This window comes from Vibrio sp. RC586, from assembly GCF_000176715.1.
GTDB lineage: Bacteria > Pseudomonadota > Gammaproteobacteria > Enterobacterales > Vibrionaceae > Vibrio.
In genome coordinates, this window is the sequence record NZ_ADBD01000005.1 from 181,303 (window position 1) to 199,802 (window position 18,500).

The following is an 18,500-nucleotide window of genomic DNA, read 5'->3' on the forward strand; positions in this document are numbered from 1 at the left end:
CCTCGCACGAGGGGCTTTTTTATGAGCTTAATCTTTCACTTAGCCAATGTCGCTAGCTACTCATCGTAAGATTCGAACTCAATCCCCATTTCGGTCATCAAACGTTTGGCTTCGGCAGGAATGTCATCAGGGCGATCTTTACGCAGGTCTTCGTCCGTCGGCAGAGGCTGACCTGTGTAGGCATGCAAGAAGGCTTCACACAGCAATTCACTGTTGGTTGCGTGACGTAAGTTATTGACTTGACGGCGTGTTCTCTCATCCGTTAGCACTTTGAGAACTTTCAGCGGAATGGATACCGTGATTTTTTTTACCAACTCGCTCTTTTTCCCATGCTCTGCATAGGGGCTGATATATTCGCCATTCCAGTCTGCCATTGCGCACCTTCGTTATTGTGGTTCGAATCGAAATTTCAAAGGCCCTAATTTTAGCGGGATTTACTGCCATAAGCAAAGACATATAGACGTCTAGAAGTGTTGACGTCTTTATTTAACATCAGTAAAGTGTCGATTAATTTATGGGCAACGGATAAACCTCATCCCCCAGTTAGGGAAAGTTGCGATGCGACAACCGACACTGCTGCTTAAAGCAGGAAAGGTATATGATGAAGCCCTCTAGGACAGAATAGCCAGCAAGGAAACTCCATGACCACACGCAAGCCAGCCACCATTGCGGTTCGTACCGGGATTGAATCGGACACTCAATACCATGCCGTTGTACCACCGATTTATCTTTCGACCAACTATGGTTTTCCCGCCTTTGGTGAAGTGCCAAAATACGATTACACCCGCTCAGGCAACCCTAACCGTGGCCTATTAGAGCAGACTCTGTATGAGCTTGAATGTGGTGAAGGTGCGGTGGTGACCAACTGTGGTACTTCGGCCATCAACTTGTGGGTCACCGCACTGTTAGGCCCTAACGATCTGATTGTGGCGCCGCATGATTGCTATGGCGGTACTTATCGCTTGCTCAACACTCGCGCTAAAAAAGGCGACTTCGAAGTACAGTTTGTGGATCAATCCAACGAAGAGGCTCTCACCCAAGCTTTAGCCCGCAAACCCAAACTGTTGCTGATTGAAACCCCATCCAACCCTTTAGTGCGTGTGGTGGATATTGCTCATCTTTGTCAGTTAGCGAAAGCACAAGGCACTTTGGTGGCGGTCGATAACACCTTCTTAACTCCGGTATTCCAAAAGCCGCTCACCTTAGGTGCAGATTTTGTGCTGCATTCCACCACCAAATACATTAACGGTCACTCGGATGTGATTGGCGGCGTGTTGATCTGTAAAAACAAGCAACATTCAGAAGAGCTCGCTTGGTGGGGTAACTGCTTAGGTTCAACCGGCACTCCATTTGATAGCTACATGACCTTGCGTGGCATTCGCACGCTGGGCGCGCGGATGCGCGTGCATGAAGAGAGTGCACAGCAGATCTTGGCCTATCTGCAGACTCAATCATTGGTTGGCAAAATTTACCATCCAAGCCTACCCAACCACCCAGGCCATGAGATTGCGAAAAAACAGCAATCGGGCTTTGGCGCGATGCTCAGTTTCGAGTTTGCCGGTAGTTTTGAGCAGCTGAAATTCTTTGTGGGCAAGTTGGCGCTATTCTCACTCGCCGAATCGCTCGGTGGGGTAGAAAGCCTGATCTGTCACCCCGCCTCCATGACTCATCGTGCAATGGGTGAAGAAGCGCTCGCTGAAGCTGGGGTATCACAACAGTTGCTGCGTCTTTCCGTCGGTCTTGAAGATGCCTCTGATCTGATTGCCGACCTTGACCAAGCCTTTCAACAAACTCTTGCCGCGTATTAAGGAGGCCAGTGAATGACTCACGCTCGTCAACTGCACAAATTTGGTGGTAGTAGCCTTGCCGATCCAGAGTGTTATCTGCGTGTCGCGAAAATTCTTAAAAGTTATTCCAAGAGTGATGATTTGGTGGTGGTTTCTGCGGCTGGCAAAACCACGAACCGGTTGATCAGTTTTGTCGAAGCACTCAGTAAAGATGGTCGCGTTGCCCATGAAACCTTACATGCGCTGCGCCAATATCAGTCTGAATTGATTACTAAGCTACTCAACAACGAAGCGGCTGAACCACTACTTAGCCAACTGCAACAAGAGATCAGCGTGTTAGGCGAGCTCACGGCTCCTCTTAGCAACGCGCAATATGCTTGGGTGCTTGGGCATGGTGAGCAGTGGTCGGCTCGTTTACTTGCCGCATTACTGAATCAGCAAGATTTACCGGCCGTCGCGCAAGATGCGCGTGCATTCTTACGTGCCGAAGCGGGCACACAACCGGAAGTGGATCGCGCGCGCTCTTACCCGCTACTGAAAGCCGTGTTGGCACAACATAGCCAACGCCGAATCGTCATCACCGGTTTTATGGCGCAAAACGAACAGGGCGATACCGTACTGCTCGGTCGTAACGGCTCTGATTATTCTGCCACCGTGATTGGCGCACTGGCTGAAGTGTCACGCGTGACCATTTGGAGTGATGTCGCTGGCGTGTACAGCGCCGATCCACGCGTTGTCAGTGATGCCTGTTTACTGCCACTGCTGAGACTCGATGAGGCCAATGAGCTAGCACGCTTAGCCGCCCCCGTGCTACATAGCCGTACACTACAGCCTGTCGCACAGAGTACCATGGAGCTTCACTTGCGTTGCAGCCACCAACCGGAATCGGGTTCTACTCGCATTGAGCGGGTACTGGCTTCTGGTCGCGGCGCGAAAATCATTACTTCACTCGATGATGTGCTGCTAATTGAGCTAAGTTTTGCCCATCACCATGATTTCCAACGCTTGCAAGAAGATGTGTTACAGCATTTGCAGCGCGTGCAACTGCAACCTCTGACTTACGAAGCGCAGCCAGATCAATACCGCTTACGCTTAGCTTACACAGCAGAAATCGCACCCGGAGCATTTTCTGCCCTGCAAGATGCTGCTTTTGAAGCCGAAATCAAGCTCAAAGAAGGCTATGACCTGATTGCCGCGGTTGGTGCCGGCGTCACCAAAAACCCGAACCACTGTTATGGTTTCTACCAACAACTGAATGCTTTGCCGGTCGAATTTATCAGCGCCTCGGAATCAAGCCTCAGTTTAGTCGCCATACTGCGCCAAACCCCAATCAACTCATTGGTGAATGGTATCCACAAACAGTTATTCCAAGCCCAAAAACGCGTGGCGATTGCACTGTGTGGCAAAGGCAATATCGGTTCAAGTTGGCTCAAACTGTTTGCAGAGCAAAAAGAGAAACTCGCACAACGCCACGGCATGAGCTTTGAACTGGTTGCGGTGGTCGATAGCCAAACCTACTGGTTTAATGAGCAAGGCATTAATCCAAACCAAGTTGCCACTCATTTCCAAGATGAAGCACAGCCACATCAAGAACAAAGCTGGCTGAAAAAGCTTGGCGCGTTGGACGGCTACGATGAAGGTGTTGTCATTGATGTCACCGCCAGTGAAGAACTAGCCCAGCAGTATCTTGAGATTGCCGAACAAGGTTTGCACCTCATTTCGGCCAATAAAGTGGCAGGCTCAGCTCCGGGCAATTACTACTATCAGGTTAAAGATGCTTTCCATAAAATCGGACGCCACTGGCTGTATAACGCCACAGTGGGCGCAGGCTTGCCAATTAACCATACGGTGCGTGACCTACGAGAAAGTGGTGATGACATCATGGCACTCTCTGGCATTTTCTCTGGCACACTTTCATGGCTGTTCCAGCAATACGACGGCAGCTTACCGTTCAGCGAACTGGTTGATTTAGCTTGGCAACAGGGTTTGACTGAACCCGATCCACGTTGCGATCTGGATGGCTCTGATGTGATGCGTAAATTGGTGATCTTGGCCCGTGAGTCTGGCCTTGATCTCGAACCGCACAACGTAAAAGTAGAGTCCCTCGTCCCTGCGGAGCTGCGCTCCGTATCACTGGATGATTTTCTCGACAACAGCAAACTGCTCAACGAGCAGCTCGCTGAGCGCCTCGCCCGTGCTCAGAAACAAGGCAAGGTACTGCGCTACGTAGCAAGATTGGAGAAAAATGGCAAAGCCAGCGTTGGCGTTGAAGCGCTAGAGCAAGACCATCCACTGGCTAACTTACTGCCGTGTGACAACATCTTTGCCATCGAGAGCAAATGGTATCGTGATAACCCACTGGTGATCCGTGGCCCCGGCGCAGGGCGTGAAGTCACAGCCGGTGCGATTCAGTCCGATTTGAATCTGCTCGCGAGCCTACTCTAGCCCTCACGTTCAGTCCCCTAAAACAAAGCTCGCTGAAATGGCGAGCTTTTGTATCGATCTTCTATACTTTCTTGCATTAAAAGCATCATCTTCTATTAATTAGCTTTTTGAACCACACATAGCACTCAATTGCTTTTTCAAGCTTGAATCTGCTTCACGATCAACATGAGTAATCTTCATAATGGTGAGGTTGACATCAAAGCGCATTCACGACATTCTACAGCCATATAGACGTCTAAACGTCAATTCAGATTCAGGCAGTGGCACTCAGTCACAGGGAGTACAAGATGGGATACACACACGCTAGCCATATCGATGCATTGAACCAGAACATTGCGGAGCTTTCCGACATCAATGTTTCGTTTGAGTTTTTTCCACCCAGTTCTCCTCAAATGGAAGAGACGCTTTGGAACTCAGTTCATCGCCTGAAGACTCTCCAACCTAAATTTGTCTCGGTGACTTATGGTGCCAACTCTGGCGAGCGTGATCGTACTCACTCGATCATTAAAGCGATCAAAGACCAAACCGGTTTAATTGCCGCGCCACACCTGACTTGTATTGATGCCACTCGTGATGAGCTGATCCAGATCGCTGATGACTACTGGAATAACGGTATCCAGAATATTGTGGCGCTGCGTGGTGATATTCCTGCCGGTGGCGGTAAGCCAGACATGTATGCCTCCGATCTAGTGGCGCTGCTCAAGTCACGCCACGATTTTGATATTTCCGTGGCCGCCTTCCCTGAAGTGCATCCGGAAGCCAAAAGCGCACAAGCGGATCTGCTCAATTTAAAACGTAAAGTCGATGCGGGTGCGAATCGTGCTATCACTCAGTTTTTCTTTGATGTCGAAAGTTACCTGCGTTTTCGCGATCGTTGTGTTGCGGCTGGGATTGACGTAGAAATCGTTCCTGGAATTTTGCCGGTGTCTAACTTTAAACAAGCGTCGCGCTTCGCTGCGCAAAACAACGTCAAAGTGCCCAATTGGATGGTGAAACAGTTTGAAGGGTTGGATGAGGATCCGGTGACTCGCCAATTGGTGGGAGCAAGCCAAGCGATCGATATGGTGCGCGTGCTGTGCCGTGAAGGGGTGAAAGATTTCCATTTCTACACGCTAAACCGTGCCGAAATGACTTACGCGTTATGCCACACCTTGGGCGTGCGACCACAAGCTTAAAAGAATACTCCTCGCCAAGATCAAAAACGCCGACATCACTGCCGGCGTTTTCATGAGGAGAATTACTCCACATCTTCCATTTTGCCCAACAGGCTACGGATGCGCTCTTGCCATGCTGCATGTTCTTGTTGAACTTGCTGTGCACGCTGCTCAAGCGCTTCACGTGCTTCACGCAGCTCTTGCGCTTCATTTTGCAGCTGTTGCTTTTCTTCTTTCAGCTCTTCAACTTCCATTTGCAGCAGTGCAATGGTGTCGACCGCGGTTTGAATTTTCGCTTCCAGTTTTTCTAATACTTCAAAAGACATGACGTTTACCCTTGTTGATTCGATTGAGGTGAAGTGGGCTTCACTGATTGAGATCATTCTACTCAGCCCTGTGCGCAGAAACACGCCCTAAGTTCGATCTTTTTCGCTATTCGGTTAAAAAAACCGCGTAAATTGACGCAAGCTTAACGGAAGTGGCCGCGAAGCCCACTTTGCACTAACCAATTCACTCATAACTTGGCTTTTTTCGCTCGATTTTGATCGAAGGCAAAGGCTAGCGACCGCAAAAGGCAAACGTTTACTTACGAATGTGATAGAATGCCGCGCAAAATTTCTCTCTTGGTTTGGAGCAAACATGAAACGCGATTTAGCAATGGCTTTTTCCCGAGTCACTGAAGGTGCAGCACTGGCAGGCTATAAATGGTTGGGACGTGGCGACAAAAATGCCGCCGATGGTGCGGCGGTGGAAGTGATGCGTGCCCTGCTCAATCAAACCGAAATCAGCGGCGAAATCGTGATTGGTGAAGGTGAAATCGATGAAGCGCCAATGCTTTACATTGGTGAGCAAGTTGGCTTAGGTGGTGATGCGGTAGACATTGCGGTTGACCCGATCGAAGGCACGCGCATGACCGCCATGGGACAATCGAATGCGTTAGCAGTGCTGGCCGCGGGCGAAAAAGGCAGCTTCCTGAAAGCGCCCGACATGTACATGGAAAAATTGGTGGTCGGCCCCGGCGCGAAAGGCTGTATCGACCTTCATTTGCCACTGAAAGATAACCTACACAATGTCGCCAAGGCACTGGGCAAGCCATTAACCGATTTAGTGGTGATCACCCTTGCTAAACCGCGTCACGACAAAGTCATCGCTGAAATGCAGCAAATGGGTGTACGTGTTTTTGCGGTGCCAGATGGCGATGTGGCAGCTTCCATTCTGACTTGTATGCCAGATAGCGAAGTTGACATGATGTATTGCATTGGCGGCGCGCCAGAAGGTGTGGTGTCTGCAGCGGTGATCCGCGCACTGGATGGTGATATGCAAGGTCGCCTGCTACCTCGTCACCAAGTCAAAGGTGATACGGAAGATAACCGTATTTGGGGCGCCAAAGAGCTTGAACGTTGCCAACAAATGGGCGTTGAAGCGAACAAAGTGCTGAAGATGGAAGACATGGCACGCAGTGATAACGTCATCTTCGCAGCAACCGGTATTACTAAAGGTGATTTGCTCGATGGCATCAGCCGCAAGGGTAATATCGCAACGACAGAAACACTGTTGATCCGTGGCCGCTGCCGCACGATTCGTCGCATCCGCTCCATTCACTATTTAGAGCGCAAAGATCCACAAGTGCGCGACATCATTCTCTAACTAAGATTTCCGCGCATAAAAAAGACCGCCTTGGCGGTCTTTTTTGTCTCTGGATACAAAGCGGAGTGTGCTTAGAATAGCTCTTCTGCGACTTTGTACAGGTCTGTGCGTACTGGACGCTTCATGTTTTCAATCGCATCAATGATGTCGTGGTGAACCAGTTGCTCTTTCTGGATACCCACACAACGACCACCGTGACCTTCCATCAGCAGATGCACCGCATAGTTACCCATGCGTGACGCTAGCACACGGTCAAATGCCGTTGGTTTACCACCACGTTGAATGTGGCCTAAAACGGTAGCGCGAGTTTCACGGCCTGTTGCTGCTTCAATCTCTTTCGCCAGCTTGTTAGCATCCATCATCAGCTCAGTCAGCGCGATGATCGCATGCTTTTTGCCTTTGGTGATGCCGTCTTTGATGTTAGAGATCAACTGTTCCATGTTCAGGCCAGTTTCTGGCGTGATGATGTATTCACAGCCACCCGCAATCGCAGAAGTCAGCGTCAAGTCACCACAGTGACGACCCATGATTTCAACGATAGAGATGCGTTGGTGTGAAGAAGAGGTATCACGCAGACGGTCAATCGCTTCGATAACCGTGTTCAAAGCAGTCAAATAGCCGATGGTGTAATCGGTACCCGCGATATCGTTATCGATGGTGCCTGGCAGACCGATACATGGGAAACCCATTTCAGTCAGCTTTTTTGCCCCCATGTAAGAGCCGTCACCGCCGATAACCACTAACGCTTCAATGCCGTGCTTTTTCAGGTTTTCAATCGCTTTCTCACGAACTTCTACTTCGCGAAATTGTGGGAAACGTGCAGAGCCTAAAAAAGTACCGCCGCGGTTGATCACGTCAGACACGCTTGAACGGTCTAGCTGCTTGATACGATCTTCATACAGGCCTTGATAACCGTCATAAATACCAAACACTTCTAGACCAGCACCGAGTGCTGTACGCACTACGCCACGAATAGCCGCGTTCATACCTGGGGCATCGCCACCACTCGTCAAAACACCGATTTTTTTAATCATGCTCACCCTCGAACTTTGCGAATCGAATATCAATTTCTACGCCGTCTGGTTTGTAGGAACCAGACAGAAAAATTCAAAAAACTGTGCGTAATGTTACCTTTCCCGATTAGGAATACTACTGTTATTTGCACTAAATTCTGTAAGTTTTCTACTTATGTAAGAGTATTACAGTTTTGTGCTGAGCCAGTGTTGATTCATATCAGAATTGGCGTTTTTTTGTTAACTTGGGGAAAAGATAGCCAAACTGACCTCTTTTGTCGCCTCACCATGGCGTTTTTTGTTGCAGCTCAGCTTCAACCACTACGGAATGTGGGTCTTGATGAATCAAAACATCCGCCCCCACAAAGGCATTGCCCAGCTTTTCCTCAACTCGATCCGAGATCTGATGTGCTTCGAGCAACGAAATGTTGTCATCCAATTCCAAATGAAGTTGGATGAATCTTACTGGCCCAGACATTCGAGTACGCAATTGATGCATCCCAATCACCCCTTCCACACTGAGGCAGATTGCGTGAATTTGCTCAATTTCTTCATCCGGTAATTTACGGTCGAGTAAGGTTTGTACCGCATCATGCACCATTTTAAAGGCACTGAATAAGATATAGAGGCCAATACCGATCGCAAAAATGGCATCTGCTTGGCCAAAGCCCCACCAGCTTAATCCTAGTGCCACCATGATTGCCGCATTCATCAGCAGATCCGATTGATAGTGGAGTGAATCAGCGGCTATCGCCTGACTACCGGTTTTTTTCACTACATAGCGCTGAAAAAGTACGAGACCGAAGGTCACTAACATGGCGACTGCACTTACATAAATACCCAATTCTGGTGCATTCAATTCATGCGGACGGAAGAAGCGATCGACTCCGTTGAGGATCAAAAAACAGGCGGAGCCAGAAATAAACATCGCCTGTGCCAGTGCTGCCAGTGATTCGGCTTTACCATGCCCAAACGCATGCTCATGATCGGCAGGTTGCAACGCAAAACGTAATACGATGAGGTTCACCACAGAAGCGGCAATATCCAGTACCGAGTCAAGTAAAGAAGCCAATAAGCTCACCGATCCCGTTACCCACCACGCCACCACTTTAATCACCAATAGCAAGGTCGCTACTGTCGTAGCCGTCCAAGCGGCGGTTGTGACTAAGCGAGCGTATTCCTTTTTCATCGCATTACCTTATTTTTCATTTATTAAAAACAAGCCCGAGTATATACCCAAACAACTTAGAGTTGCAGGTAGGCGGCCAGTGAGTTCATCACCATGATCATGGACAGAGTATCTGCTTGGGGTAAACGAAAGTAAGCCACACTGCAGCAGCTTCACGTTGAAAGGGATATAAGCAAGATGCCAAAAACCCCCAAGGAAGCCTAAGCTGCCTTGGGGTTAAGACACAAGGGTGAGTTTTATTGTGAACGAGCGTGGCCTTTACCTTTGCCGTGTTCACCGTCCATCTGGCATTGATCCATTTGTGCTTGTTGCAAACTCTGCAACTTAGTTTTCTGCTCTGCAGTTAAAATGCTCATCATTTGATGGCGTTTTTCCATCATTTTTACGCGGTGAGTCACTTGTTGATCCACCATCTGCTTGGCTAGATTTTCTGCTGCTACTTGATCAAAATTCGCTGCCAACACTAGCGATCGCTCTTGAGCATGTAAGGCTTTCATTGCATCACGGTTTTGCCCGCGATTGGCGCGCATCTCTTCGCGTCCAGCCTCACGCATCTCTTTGAGTTGGGCTTGCTGCTCAGCGGTTAAATCAAGCTGTTTCCAGATCCCACGTTCACCGCGGTCGCCACAATGTCCATCCCCCTCTTTATCCCAACCGTGACCACCGTAAGCCAGCGCCGCTGTCGTTCCCAGAGTCAGTGGTAGGACAGCCGCGGCTAAAATCATTTTTTTGGCAAATTTCATCGTTCGTTCCTCTACATTTCGTTTCGTTATCGATTAGGCTGCTCTGCAGCGCTTGAACATAGATTACGACTTGCAAGGTCAAGTGACGTATAGGGAGCGTAAAGAATCGTAAAGAGCAGATTGCTCACTGACCACAGCAGTTTTTTCACGGTAAACTGAAGGTAACCAAGCAATAAATGAGGCAGCTATGGCACATATCCTTTTGATCGACGATGACACCGAATTGACCGGTCTATTAACCGAGGTTTTACAGTACGAAGGCTTTGAGATTTCACAAGCCAATGACGGTGAAGCCGGACTAGCCGCGGTCAGCGATGAGATCGACTTGATCCTACTCGATGTGATGATGCCTAAGCTTAATGGCATGGAAACCCTCAAGCGTCTGCGCGAAAAATGGGCAACGCCGGTTTTAATGCTGACTGCGAAAGGCGAAGAGATCGATCGGGTGATCGGCTTAGAGCTCGGAGCGGATGATTATCTGCCCAAACCTTTTAGCGATCGCGAATTGCTGGCGCGTATTCGGGCGATTTTGCGCCGTACGCAAAACGGCCTCACGCCTAAAAATAGCGATGTCATCGAGTGTCAGGATATTCAAGTCTACCCCAGAAAACAAGAAGCCTACTGCCAAGGACAACTGCTGGAACTGACCACCACGGAATTTACCCTACTCACTCACTTTGTGCAGTCGCCCGGAGCAACCCTGACCAAAGAGATGCTGAGCATTGAAGTGCTCGGCAAACACCTTGCGGCATTTGATCGAGCCATCGATATGCATGTGTCTAACCTGCGCAAAAAACTGCCTGAGCGGCCGGATGGCAAAGCACGGATCAAAACCTTGCGCGGTCGCGGCTACTTAATGGTTCAGGAGGAGTAATGCGTCTACCGTTACCGAAATTGAATAACCTGTATGGGCGCATCTTTGCGATTTTCTGGTTTACCATGCTGTTGGTACTGTTCGCGGTATTGACCCTACCTCATCTTGACCCGCGTAAATCACGTGACTTATCACCCGAAACGCATCAACGTTTGCTCGAGAGCAGAGATCGCTTTGAACAGCAATTTCGCAACCAAACGACTTAAGAGCCATCCTGTTTCAGCTCGAAGGGCCAGACAGTCAGCACCGTAAACACGATGGTCAGCCGCGTTTTTTTATCACCGATTTAGAAAGCAACATTATCACCAACTCAAAGCAGACCGATTTTCGTTTTAAAGCGATGCAAAACTTCTGCTCCAGTATTGAATCGGTTCAAAAACCGCAGCAGCGCCTGTATGGCCGTTATATGTTGGCAGGCCCAGTACCCATTACGTTAGCTAAGCAAGATCTGCTGTTGTATGTCGGTATGCGCTGGGATGAACCGCCTCCTTTCTTGTTACGTCTATTTGATAAGCCGTTCCAACTGCTGCTAGCGATCATGTTAGTCAGCACCCCACTCTTACTGTGGCTAGCTTGGGCATTGAGTAAACCAGCACAAAACCTCGCCCAAGCCGCACAACGTGTCGCACGTGGTGAGTTTGTGCATGATCCCAAACTGGAACGTGGCACAACCGAATTTCAACAAGCCGGACGCAGCTTCAACCAAATGGTGGATGCGGTCAATCAGATGGTTTCAGGGCAACAGCGACTGCTCTCTGATATCTCCCATGAGCTACGATCCCCCTTAACTCGCCTACGTATGGCCAACGCATTAGCCATGCGCAAGCAAGGTAGCAGCAGCGAATTAGAGCGAATTGATACCGAAGCGCAGCGTTTAGAGCAGATGATTGGCGACTTACTCGCGCTATCACGCATGCAGACCAACAGTCACTTAATGCGTGAAATACAACCACTCAGCAGCCTATGGGAAGAACTGCTTAAAGATGCTGAGTTTGAAGCAGAACAGATGGATAAAACACTGACTTTCGAGGAGATCCCTGATCGCAACATCAATGGCACACCGAAACTCTTAATGAGTGCGCTAGAAAACGTGGTGCGTAACGCGATTCAGTACGGCCAACAGAAAATCCATGTCGCGTTTTCGATTCAAGATCACCAGCTCAGAGTCAGCGTTGATGATGATGGAGAAGGAGTACCCGAAGAGCAGTTAGCCGATATTTTCCGCCCATTTTATCGGGTTTCCACTGCACGCGATCGGCACAGTGGCGGTACAGGGCTAGGGCTCGCCATCACTGAAAGTGCGATTCGCCAGCACAGCGGCAGCATCAGCGCCACACGCAGTGCATTGGGCGGTTTACAGGTTAGCTTCACGTTACCCTTACAAGCAGATTAACAACACCGCTGCAACATCAAACAGAAGGGGCTATACTCGCCCCTTCTTTATTTTATTGACTACCTGTTATGTTTGATATCGCTCTCTACGAACCTGAAATCGCCCCCAACACGGGTAACATTATTCGCTTATGTGCCAACTGTGGCGCGAACTTGCATCTGATCGAGCCACTCGGTTTTGATCTAGAAGAAAAAAAAGTGCGCCGCGCAGGTTTGGATTACCATGATTTAGCCCGCGTGACTCGCCATAAGGATTACGCTGCGTTTATCGAGTATTTACAGCGTGAGCGTGAGACTTTCCGCCTGTTTGCTTGTACCACCAAAACCACGCAACACCATGTGGATGCGAAATTTCAGCAAGGTGATGTACTGATGTTTGGTCCTGAGACTCGCGGTTTACCGGCCGAATTGATTGCCAGCTTGCCTGCCGAACAACGTATTCGCATCCCTATGATGCCGGAAGCGCGTAGCCTCAATCTTTCCAATGCTGTTGCGATCATTGCCTTTGAGGCGTGGCGTCAGATGGGGTTTGATGGCGCAATCTAATGCGCCATTCTTTAACTCGATGATTTACTTCAAACGGTGCTGATCATGATCATCTTTGCGTTCAAACTCACCTTCATAGGTCGTTCCGTTAGAGTTTGAGCGATCGGTAAATGGGTTAGGCTGTTCAAAACCTTGTCCACCCGTATGAATATTGCGTACGACCACACGGCTCATAAAATACTTGGCTAGCCAAGCCCTTGACGCAGGCAGCAAGATCAACATCCCCATCATGTCAGTTAAAAAACCGGGGGTAAGCAGCAAAACGCCCGCCACCGCCAACATCACCCCTTCTAAAATCTGCTGCGCTGGCAGTTGGCCTTGCGCCAATCGCTGCTGCACAGTCAGTAACGTCTGCAAACCTTGGCTACGCACCAGTGATGCCCCAACAACAGCCGTCAGCAACACTAAAGCGATGGTTGGCCATAAGCCGAGCACACCACCAACCTGAATAAACAGGGCAATTTCAATCACAGGGACTGCAATAAATAAGAACAGTAATATCGGGAACACAATGCCTCCTTGGTTTGTCGTCAGTGTATGCTTTACGCCTCCCTCAACCAAATCGGAGGGTGTAAAAAAGTGTGTGCTTTCACATCCTGACGCTCAAAATCATCATCCATACATACTCTGTTCATACTTTGCCAAACTATGACTCGATAAAAGCCAAAATAGTGATCCAGTTACTATTTTTAATATGCAGTTACAGTATTATGTGCCTCGCAAGTCAGGACGGATTTCCAGCCAAAAACTCTGACGAATGGATTCTTATATTACAGAAATGGCTATTAATTTAGTTTTTTACCAGAATAATTATCTAAGGATCCCCTATGGCTACCCTATCTGAAGCTCCTAAGACAGCGACTCCGGCTACCCGCATTGAAGAAGATCTGTTAGGTCAACGTCACGTTCCTGCGGATGCTTACTACGGCATCCATACTCTCCGCGCTGTGGAAAACTTCAACATCTCTAATGTTACGATCTCTGACGTACCTGAATTTGTACGCGGCATGATCATGACTAAAAAAGCGGCAACGCTAGCCAATAAAGAGCTAGGCGTTATTCCTAAAGATGTGGCGAACTATATCCTCCAAGCGTGTGATGTGATCCTTGAAACAGGTAAGTGCATGGATCAATTCCCGTCAGATGTATTCCAAGGCGGCGCAGGCACTTCTGTGAACATGAACACCAACGAAGTGATTGCGAACGTGGCTCTGGAGCTGATGGGCAAACAAAAAGGTCAATACGAGTTTATCAACCCAAATGACCACGTAAACAAGAGCCAATCAACCAACTGTGCATACCCAACCGGTTTCCGTATTGCGGTTTACAACAGCATCCAGAAAGTCATTGATGCCGTTGAATACTTGAAAGGCGCATTCGAACTAAAAGCGATTGAGTACAAAAATATTCTGAAAATGGGCCGTACTCAGCTACAAGACGCAGTGCCTATGACCGTTGGTCAAGAATTCCACGCATGGGCTGTGACTCTGAATGAAGAGATCCGCGCTCTGCAATACACTTCAAAACTGCTTCTGGAAGTGAACTTAGGCGCGACCGCGATCGGCACTGGCCTGAACGCGGCTCCAGGTTACCAAGAGCTCGCGGTAAAATATCTGGCGCAAGTAACTGGTCTAGAAACAGTACCAGCCGAAGATCTGATTGAAGCTACTTCTGACTGTGGTGCTTACGTGATGACGCACGGTGCTCTGAAGCGTCTAGCCATGAAGATGTCTAAGATCTGTAACGATCTACGTCTGCTCTCTTCTGGTCCTCGTGCGGGTCTGAACGAAATCAACTTGCCTGAGCTGCAAGCGGGTTCTTCTATCATGCCAGCGAAAGTAAACCCAGTGATCCCAGAAGTGGTAAACCAAGTTTGCTTTAAAGTATTCGGCAACGACAACACCATCACGTTCGCCGCAGAAGCAGGTCAACTGCAGTTGAACGTCATGGAGCCAGTGATTGCTCAAGCGATGTTTGAGTCTATCTCTCTGCTGACTAACGCGTGTGTGAACCTACGTGACAAGTGCATTGATGGCATCACAGTCAATAAAGAAATTTGTGAAAACTTCGTTTTCAACTCTATCGGTATTGTGACTTACCTGAACCCATACATTGGCCACCATGAGGGTGACATTGTCGGTAAGATTTGTGCCGAAACCGGTAAGAGCGTACGCGAAGTAGTACTTGAGCGCGGCTTGCTCACTGAAGAGCAGCTTGATGACATCTTCTCTGTTGAGAACCTGATGCATCCTCAGTACAAAGCAAAACGTTACGAGTAATCGCTCGGTGAAAGCCCCCTTTGTTGGGGGCTTTTCTCATAGCACTCCACTTAGAGGATGAAAACATTATTTGAACGCTTGCCGTTATTCTCGAACTCGCTGGAGTTATAGCCAAAAGGCTGCAACGACAAGCGGCCAGAGGATATGAGTGTTGAGATAATTTTTTCATCTTTAACATGAGGTAATCATTATGATTTGGGTCGAACTGGCTGTTGTTCTTCTCTTCATCTTCCTGGGCGCACGGATTGGCGGTATCGGCATTGGTTTTGCCGGTGGTGCCGGTGTGATTGCCTTGTCACTCATCCTTGGTGTTCCAACCAAACAAGCCTTTATTCCTGTCGATGTTATTTTGATCATCATGTCGGTGATCACCGCTATCGCGGCGATGCAAGTCGCTGGCGGTATGGACTGGTTGGTACAACTGGCAGAAAACTTCCTACGTAAACATCCGGAAAGAATCACCTTCTATGCCCCTATTGTCACTTTCCTGATGACACTGATGGCGGGCACAGGTCACACGGCATTCTCAACGTTGCCTGTGATTGCCGAAGTAGCGAAAGGTCAAGGTGTTCGTCCTTCACGCCCACTGTCGATTGCCGTTGTCGCTTCACAAATTGCGATCACTGCATCCCCCATTTCTGCGGCAGTCGTTGCTTTCGCCGCAATGTTGGTGCCATTTGGCGTGGATTACTTGACGCTACTGGCGATCTGTATCCCAACCACCTTTGCTGCTTGTATGGTTGGCGCGTTTGTTTCTAACTACATGGGTAGCGAACTGAAAGACGATCCGATTTATCAAGAACGTCTGGAACAAGGTTTGATCAAACTGGCGGGCACGCAAAAGCGTGAAATTCTGCCTACTGCGAAAACCGCGACTTACGTATTCCTCACTGCGATCATTCTGGTGGTGTGCTACGCCGCGGCGATTTCAAACTCTGTAGGTTTGATTGAAAACCCAGCGCTGGGCCGTAACGAAGCCATCATGACGTTCATGCTAGCAGCGGCGGCCGGTATTGTACTTCTGACCAAAATTGATGCAGCGAAAATTCCTGCCGCTTCGACTTTCCGTTCTGGTATGACAGCGTGTGTCTGTGTACTGGGTGTCGCGTGGTTAGGTTCAACATTCGTTAACGCGCACGTGGATGGCATCAAAGAAGTCGCAGGAACTTTGCTGGCTGACTACCCATGGATGCTGGCGTTAGTGCTGTTCTTTGCTTCTATGTTGCTTTACTCACAAGGTGCAACCACTGTGGCGCTGATGCCTGCGGCTCTTGCGATTGGTGTAGCACCACTAACGGCAGTCGCCTCCTTTGCTGCGGTGAGTGCGCTGTTCGTACTGCCAACTTACCCAACCTTGTTGGCGGCGGTAGAAATGGATGACACAGGGTCAACGCGTATTGGTAAATACGTTTTTAACCACCCATTCTTCATTCCTGGTGTGGTGACGATTGCCAGTGCTGTGGCGTTTGGCTTCATGTTTGGTAGCCTGTTTATCTAAGAATAAAGTGCAAAATCACGGGAGCTTCGGCTCCCTTTTTTATTGTTGTGAAACTTATTGGCGCATCCAAAGGTCTGATTAGGTTACTATGACAACCAAATGATTGATTACGATTTGCCCCATGCGCACACTGTTACTCTGCTTTTCACTGCTGTTCGCCCTGCTTACTCAACCAGCTTGGGCGCTGTTTGGTAATAATGCCAACACCAGCACACCAAGTTTTACTTCCAACCAAAACCGTTTTGTTCCGGTCGATGAAGCTTTCCCGTTTAATGTGTTCCAACAAGGTTCAACCTTGTTTATCGATTGGCAAGTCAAAGAGGGGTATTACCTCTATCAAGACAGGATCAGTCTTAGCGCTGAGAATGTTGAGATCGGTGAGCACTCACTGACCGAAGGCGAACCCTACCGCGATGAGTTTTTTGGTGATGTGAAGATCTACACAACACCTTTATCTGTCCCGCTGCCTTTGGTGGCTTATCAAAGCGGAGCCAAAGTCATCGTGCAGTATCAAGGCTGCGCCAAAGCAGGATTCTGCTATCCGCCAGAAACTCGGGTGATCGACATTACGCCATTTAACGCAGAATCAAACCGTGTTATCGAGCCTAATACCAACACATCAACGCAAGCAACACCGCCACAGACCGATAGCGCACCCACTTCGGCCCAAGATTCACTCGCCGACAAACTTGCGCAAAATTGGTGGACGCCGCTGCTGTTTTTAGCGCTTGGGGTTGGCCTCGCTTTCACCCCTTGCGTGCTGCCGATGTACCCGATTTTAACCAGTATCGTACTTGGGGGGGCACAACTGACCCAACGCCGCGCGCTACTGCTCAGCGTGATTTACGTACAAGGCATGGCACTCACTTACACCCTGCTTGGGTTAGTGGTCGCTTCAGCTGGATTGCAATTTCAAGCCGCGCTACAACACCCTTATGTGCTGATTGGCTTGAGTGTACTGTTCGTTGCCTTAGCGCTTTCTATGTTCGGTTTGTACAGCTTACAACTGCCAAGCAGCATGCAAACTTGGTTGAACTCACTGAGTAATGCCCAGCAAGGCGGTAGCCTGCCCGGCGTGTTCGCTATGGGTGCAATCTCCGGTTTGGTGTGTTCACCCTGCACCACCGCTCCGCTTTCCGGCGCACTACTTTATGTCGCGCAAAGTGGTGATTTGCTCACGGGTGCCGTAGCGCTCTACGCATTGGCCATCGGCATGGGGATTCCGCTGATTCTGGTTGCCGTGTTTGGTAACAAGCTGCTGCCAAAGGCGGGCAACTGGATGGAGCGCGTGAAAACCCTATTTGGTTTTGTGCTGCTCGCAGCCCCCATCTTCCTATTAGAACGTATTTTGCCTGAACTTTGGTCGACCGTACTTTGGTCAGCGCTTGGCTTGGCAGCATTCGGCTGGCTGTATCATGTTAAAAACAGCCTACCTTTTGGGGGTTGGAAACAGAGCCTAATTGGAATTGTGGCAATTTTAGGACTACTGGCTTCCGCACAACCTGCACTCAATCACTGGTTTGCTCCGACTCAAACAGCTCAGCAGGTCAAACAGATCCAATTTACTCGCATTGCTAACCTAAGCGAGCTGCAAAGCGCATTGGCAGAAGCCAAAGCGCAAGGCAGACCTGTGATGCTCGATTTCTATGCCGATTGGTGCGTGGCGTGTAAAGAGTTTGAGAAATACACCTTTCACGCTAAACAAGTGGAAACCAAACTCAGCGGCTTTGTACTGCTACAAGCCGATGTCACTAAAAATCAGTCGCAGGATATTGAGCTACTCAAGGCGCTGAATGTGCTCGGCTTACCAACCATTGAGTTTTGGAATGCACAAGGCGAACCCGTACCCAATGCCCGTATCACTGGCTTTATGGCGGAGCAGCCGTTTCTTGATCATCTCGCCCAGCAGGGTTTGTAAACTAAAGCCCCACTC

15 protein-coding genes and 1 pseudogene are annotated in these 18,500 nt (G+C 49.2%); 10 read left to right on the plus strand and 6 right to left on the minus strand.

Going from position 1 to position 18,500, the window contains the following annotated elements; genetic code table 11:
• Positions 1–56: 56 nt before the first annotated feature.
• Positions 57–374, minus strand: coding sequence for a met regulon transcriptional regulator MetJ (gene metJ, locus VOA_RS14670; RefSeq protein ID WP_000796267.1), 318 nt, complete (start codon positions 372–374; stop codon positions 57–59).
• 267 nt (positions 375–641) lie between these two features.
• On the opposite strand from metJ, the gene VOA_RS14665 reads away from it, so the two are divergent.
• From VOA_RS14665 to metF, 3 genes are all read left to right on the plus strand, one after another.
• Positions 642–1,808 carry an O-succinylhomoserine (thiol)-lyase gene (locus tag VOA_RS14665; protein ID WP_000213251.1) on the plus strand — a complete coding sequence of 389 codons (1,167 nt, stop codon included), beginning with the start codon at positions 642–644 and terminating at the stop codon, positions 1,806–1,808.
• A gap of 12 nt (positions 1,809–1,820) precedes the next feature.
• Positions 1,821–4,232, plus strand: a complete 2,412-nt coding sequence (locus VOA_RS14660) for a bifunctional aspartate kinase/homoserine dehydrogenase II (protein ID WP_000148474.1) — start codon at positions 1,821–1,823, stop codon at positions 4,230–4,232.
• A gap of 287 nt (positions 4,233–4,519) precedes the next feature.
• Positions 4,520–5,407 carry a methylenetetrahydrofolate reductase gene (gene metF, locus VOA_RS14655; protein ID WP_000542399.1) on the plus strand — a complete coding sequence of 296 codons (888 nt, stop codon included), beginning with the start codon at positions 4,520–4,522 and terminating at the stop codon, positions 5,405–5,407.
• 62 nt (positions 5,408–5,469) lie between these two features.
• Here metF and zapB read toward each other — a convergent pair whose 3' ends face one another.
• Entirely contained in the window at positions 5,470–5,712 is a 243-nt protein-coding gene (gene zapB, locus VOA_RS14650; protein WP_000007388.1) for a cell division protein ZapB, read from the minus strand.
• A gap of 313 nt (positions 5,713–6,025) precedes the next feature.
• Between zapB and glpX the strand changes: the two genes are divergently transcribed.
• A complete protein-coding gene (gene glpX / locus VOA_RS14645; protein ID WP_000817531.1) occupies positions 6,026–7,033 on the plus strand; it encodes a class II fructose-bisphosphatase in 1,008 nt (335 codons plus the stop codon).
• 71 nt (positions 7,034–7,104) lie between these two features.
• On the opposite strand, the gene pfkA is transcribed toward glpX, so the two are convergent.
• The 3 genes from pfkA to VOA_RS14630 form a co-directional block, all read right to left on the minus strand.
• Positions 7,105–8,067 (minus strand): 6-phosphofructokinase, encoded by a 963-nt coding sequence (gene pfkA, locus VOA_RS14640; protein WP_000591798.1) that lies wholly within the window; start codon positions 8,065–8,067, stop codon positions 7,105–7,107.
• A 262-nt stretch (positions 8,068–8,329) separates the two neighbouring features.
• Positions 8,330–9,235, minus strand: a complete 906-nt coding sequence (gene fieF / locus VOA_RS14635) for a CDF family cation-efflux transporter FieF (protein ID WP_000712642.1) — start codon at positions 9,233–9,235, stop codon at positions 8,330–8,332.
• Between the two features lie 236 nt (positions 9,236–9,471).
• The gene (locus VOA_RS14630) at positions 9,472–9,978 is read right to left on the minus strand and encodes a CpxP family protein (protein ID WP_000666537.1); all 507 of its coding nucleotides are present in this window, start codon (positions 9,976–9,978) and stop codon (positions 9,472–9,474) included.
• 187 nt (positions 9,979–10,165) lie between these two features.
• On the opposite strand from VOA_RS14630, the gene VOA_RS14625 reads away from it, so the two are divergent.
• The 3 genes and pseudogenes from VOA_RS14625 (at position 10,166) to trmL (ending at position 12,790) form a co-directional block, all read left to right on the plus strand.
• Positions 10,166–10,852 (plus strand): response regulator, encoded by a 687-nt coding sequence (locus tag VOA_RS14625; RefSeq protein ID WP_000940146.1) that lies wholly within the window; start codon positions 10,166–10,168, stop codon positions 10,850–10,852.
• Positions 10,852–12,245, plus strand: a pseudogene (cpxA, locus tag VOA_RS0117285) (envelope stress sensor histidine kinase CpxA). The gene VOA_RS14625 and the pseudogene cpxA overlap by 1 nt, the downstream one beginning before the upstream one ends.
• Positions 12,246–12,313: 68 nt before the next feature.
• The gene (gene trmL, locus VOA_RS14620; RefSeq protein ID WP_000459568.1) at positions 12,314–12,790 is read left to right on the plus strand and encodes a tRNA (uridine(34)/cytosine(34)/5-carboxymethylaminomethyluridine(34)-2'-O)-methyltransferase TrmL; all 477 of its coding nucleotides are present in this window, start codon (positions 12,314–12,316) and stop codon (positions 12,788–12,790) included.
• A 24-nt stretch (positions 12,791–12,814) separates the two neighbouring features.
• On the opposite strand, the gene VOA_RS14615 is transcribed toward trmL, so the two are convergent.
• Positions 12,815–13,300 carry an FxsA family protein gene (locus tag VOA_RS14615; protein WP_000483997.1) on the minus strand — a complete coding sequence of 162 codons (486 nt, stop codon included), beginning with the start codon at positions 13,298–13,300 and terminating at the stop codon, positions 12,815–12,817.
• Between the two features lie 317 nt (positions 13,301–13,617).
• On the opposite strand from VOA_RS14615, the gene aspA reads away from it, so the two are divergent.
• The 3 genes from aspA to VOA_RS14600 all read left to right on the plus strand — a co-directional run bounded on the left by aspA (position 13,618) and on the right by VOA_RS14600 (position 18,485).
• Positions 13,618–15,069, plus strand: a complete 1,452-nt coding sequence (aspA, locus tag VOA_RS14610; protein WP_000224051.1) for an aspartate ammonia-lyase — start codon at positions 13,618–13,620, stop codon at positions 15,067–15,069.
• Between the two features lie 190 nt (positions 15,070–15,259).
• A complete protein-coding gene (locus tag VOA_RS14605) occupies positions 15,260–16,567 on the plus strand; it encodes an anaerobic C4-dicarboxylate transporter (RefSeq protein ID WP_000638381.1) in 1,308 nt (435 codons plus the stop codon).
• Positions 16,568–16,688: 121 nt separating this feature from the next.
• Positions 16,689–18,485 carry a protein-disulfide reductase DsbD gene (locus VOA_RS14600; RefSeq protein WP_001259629.1) on the plus strand — a complete coding sequence of 599 codons (1,797 nt, stop codon included), beginning with the start codon at positions 16,689–16,691 and terminating at the stop codon, positions 18,483–18,485.
• Positions 18,486–18,500: the final 15 nt, after the last annotated feature.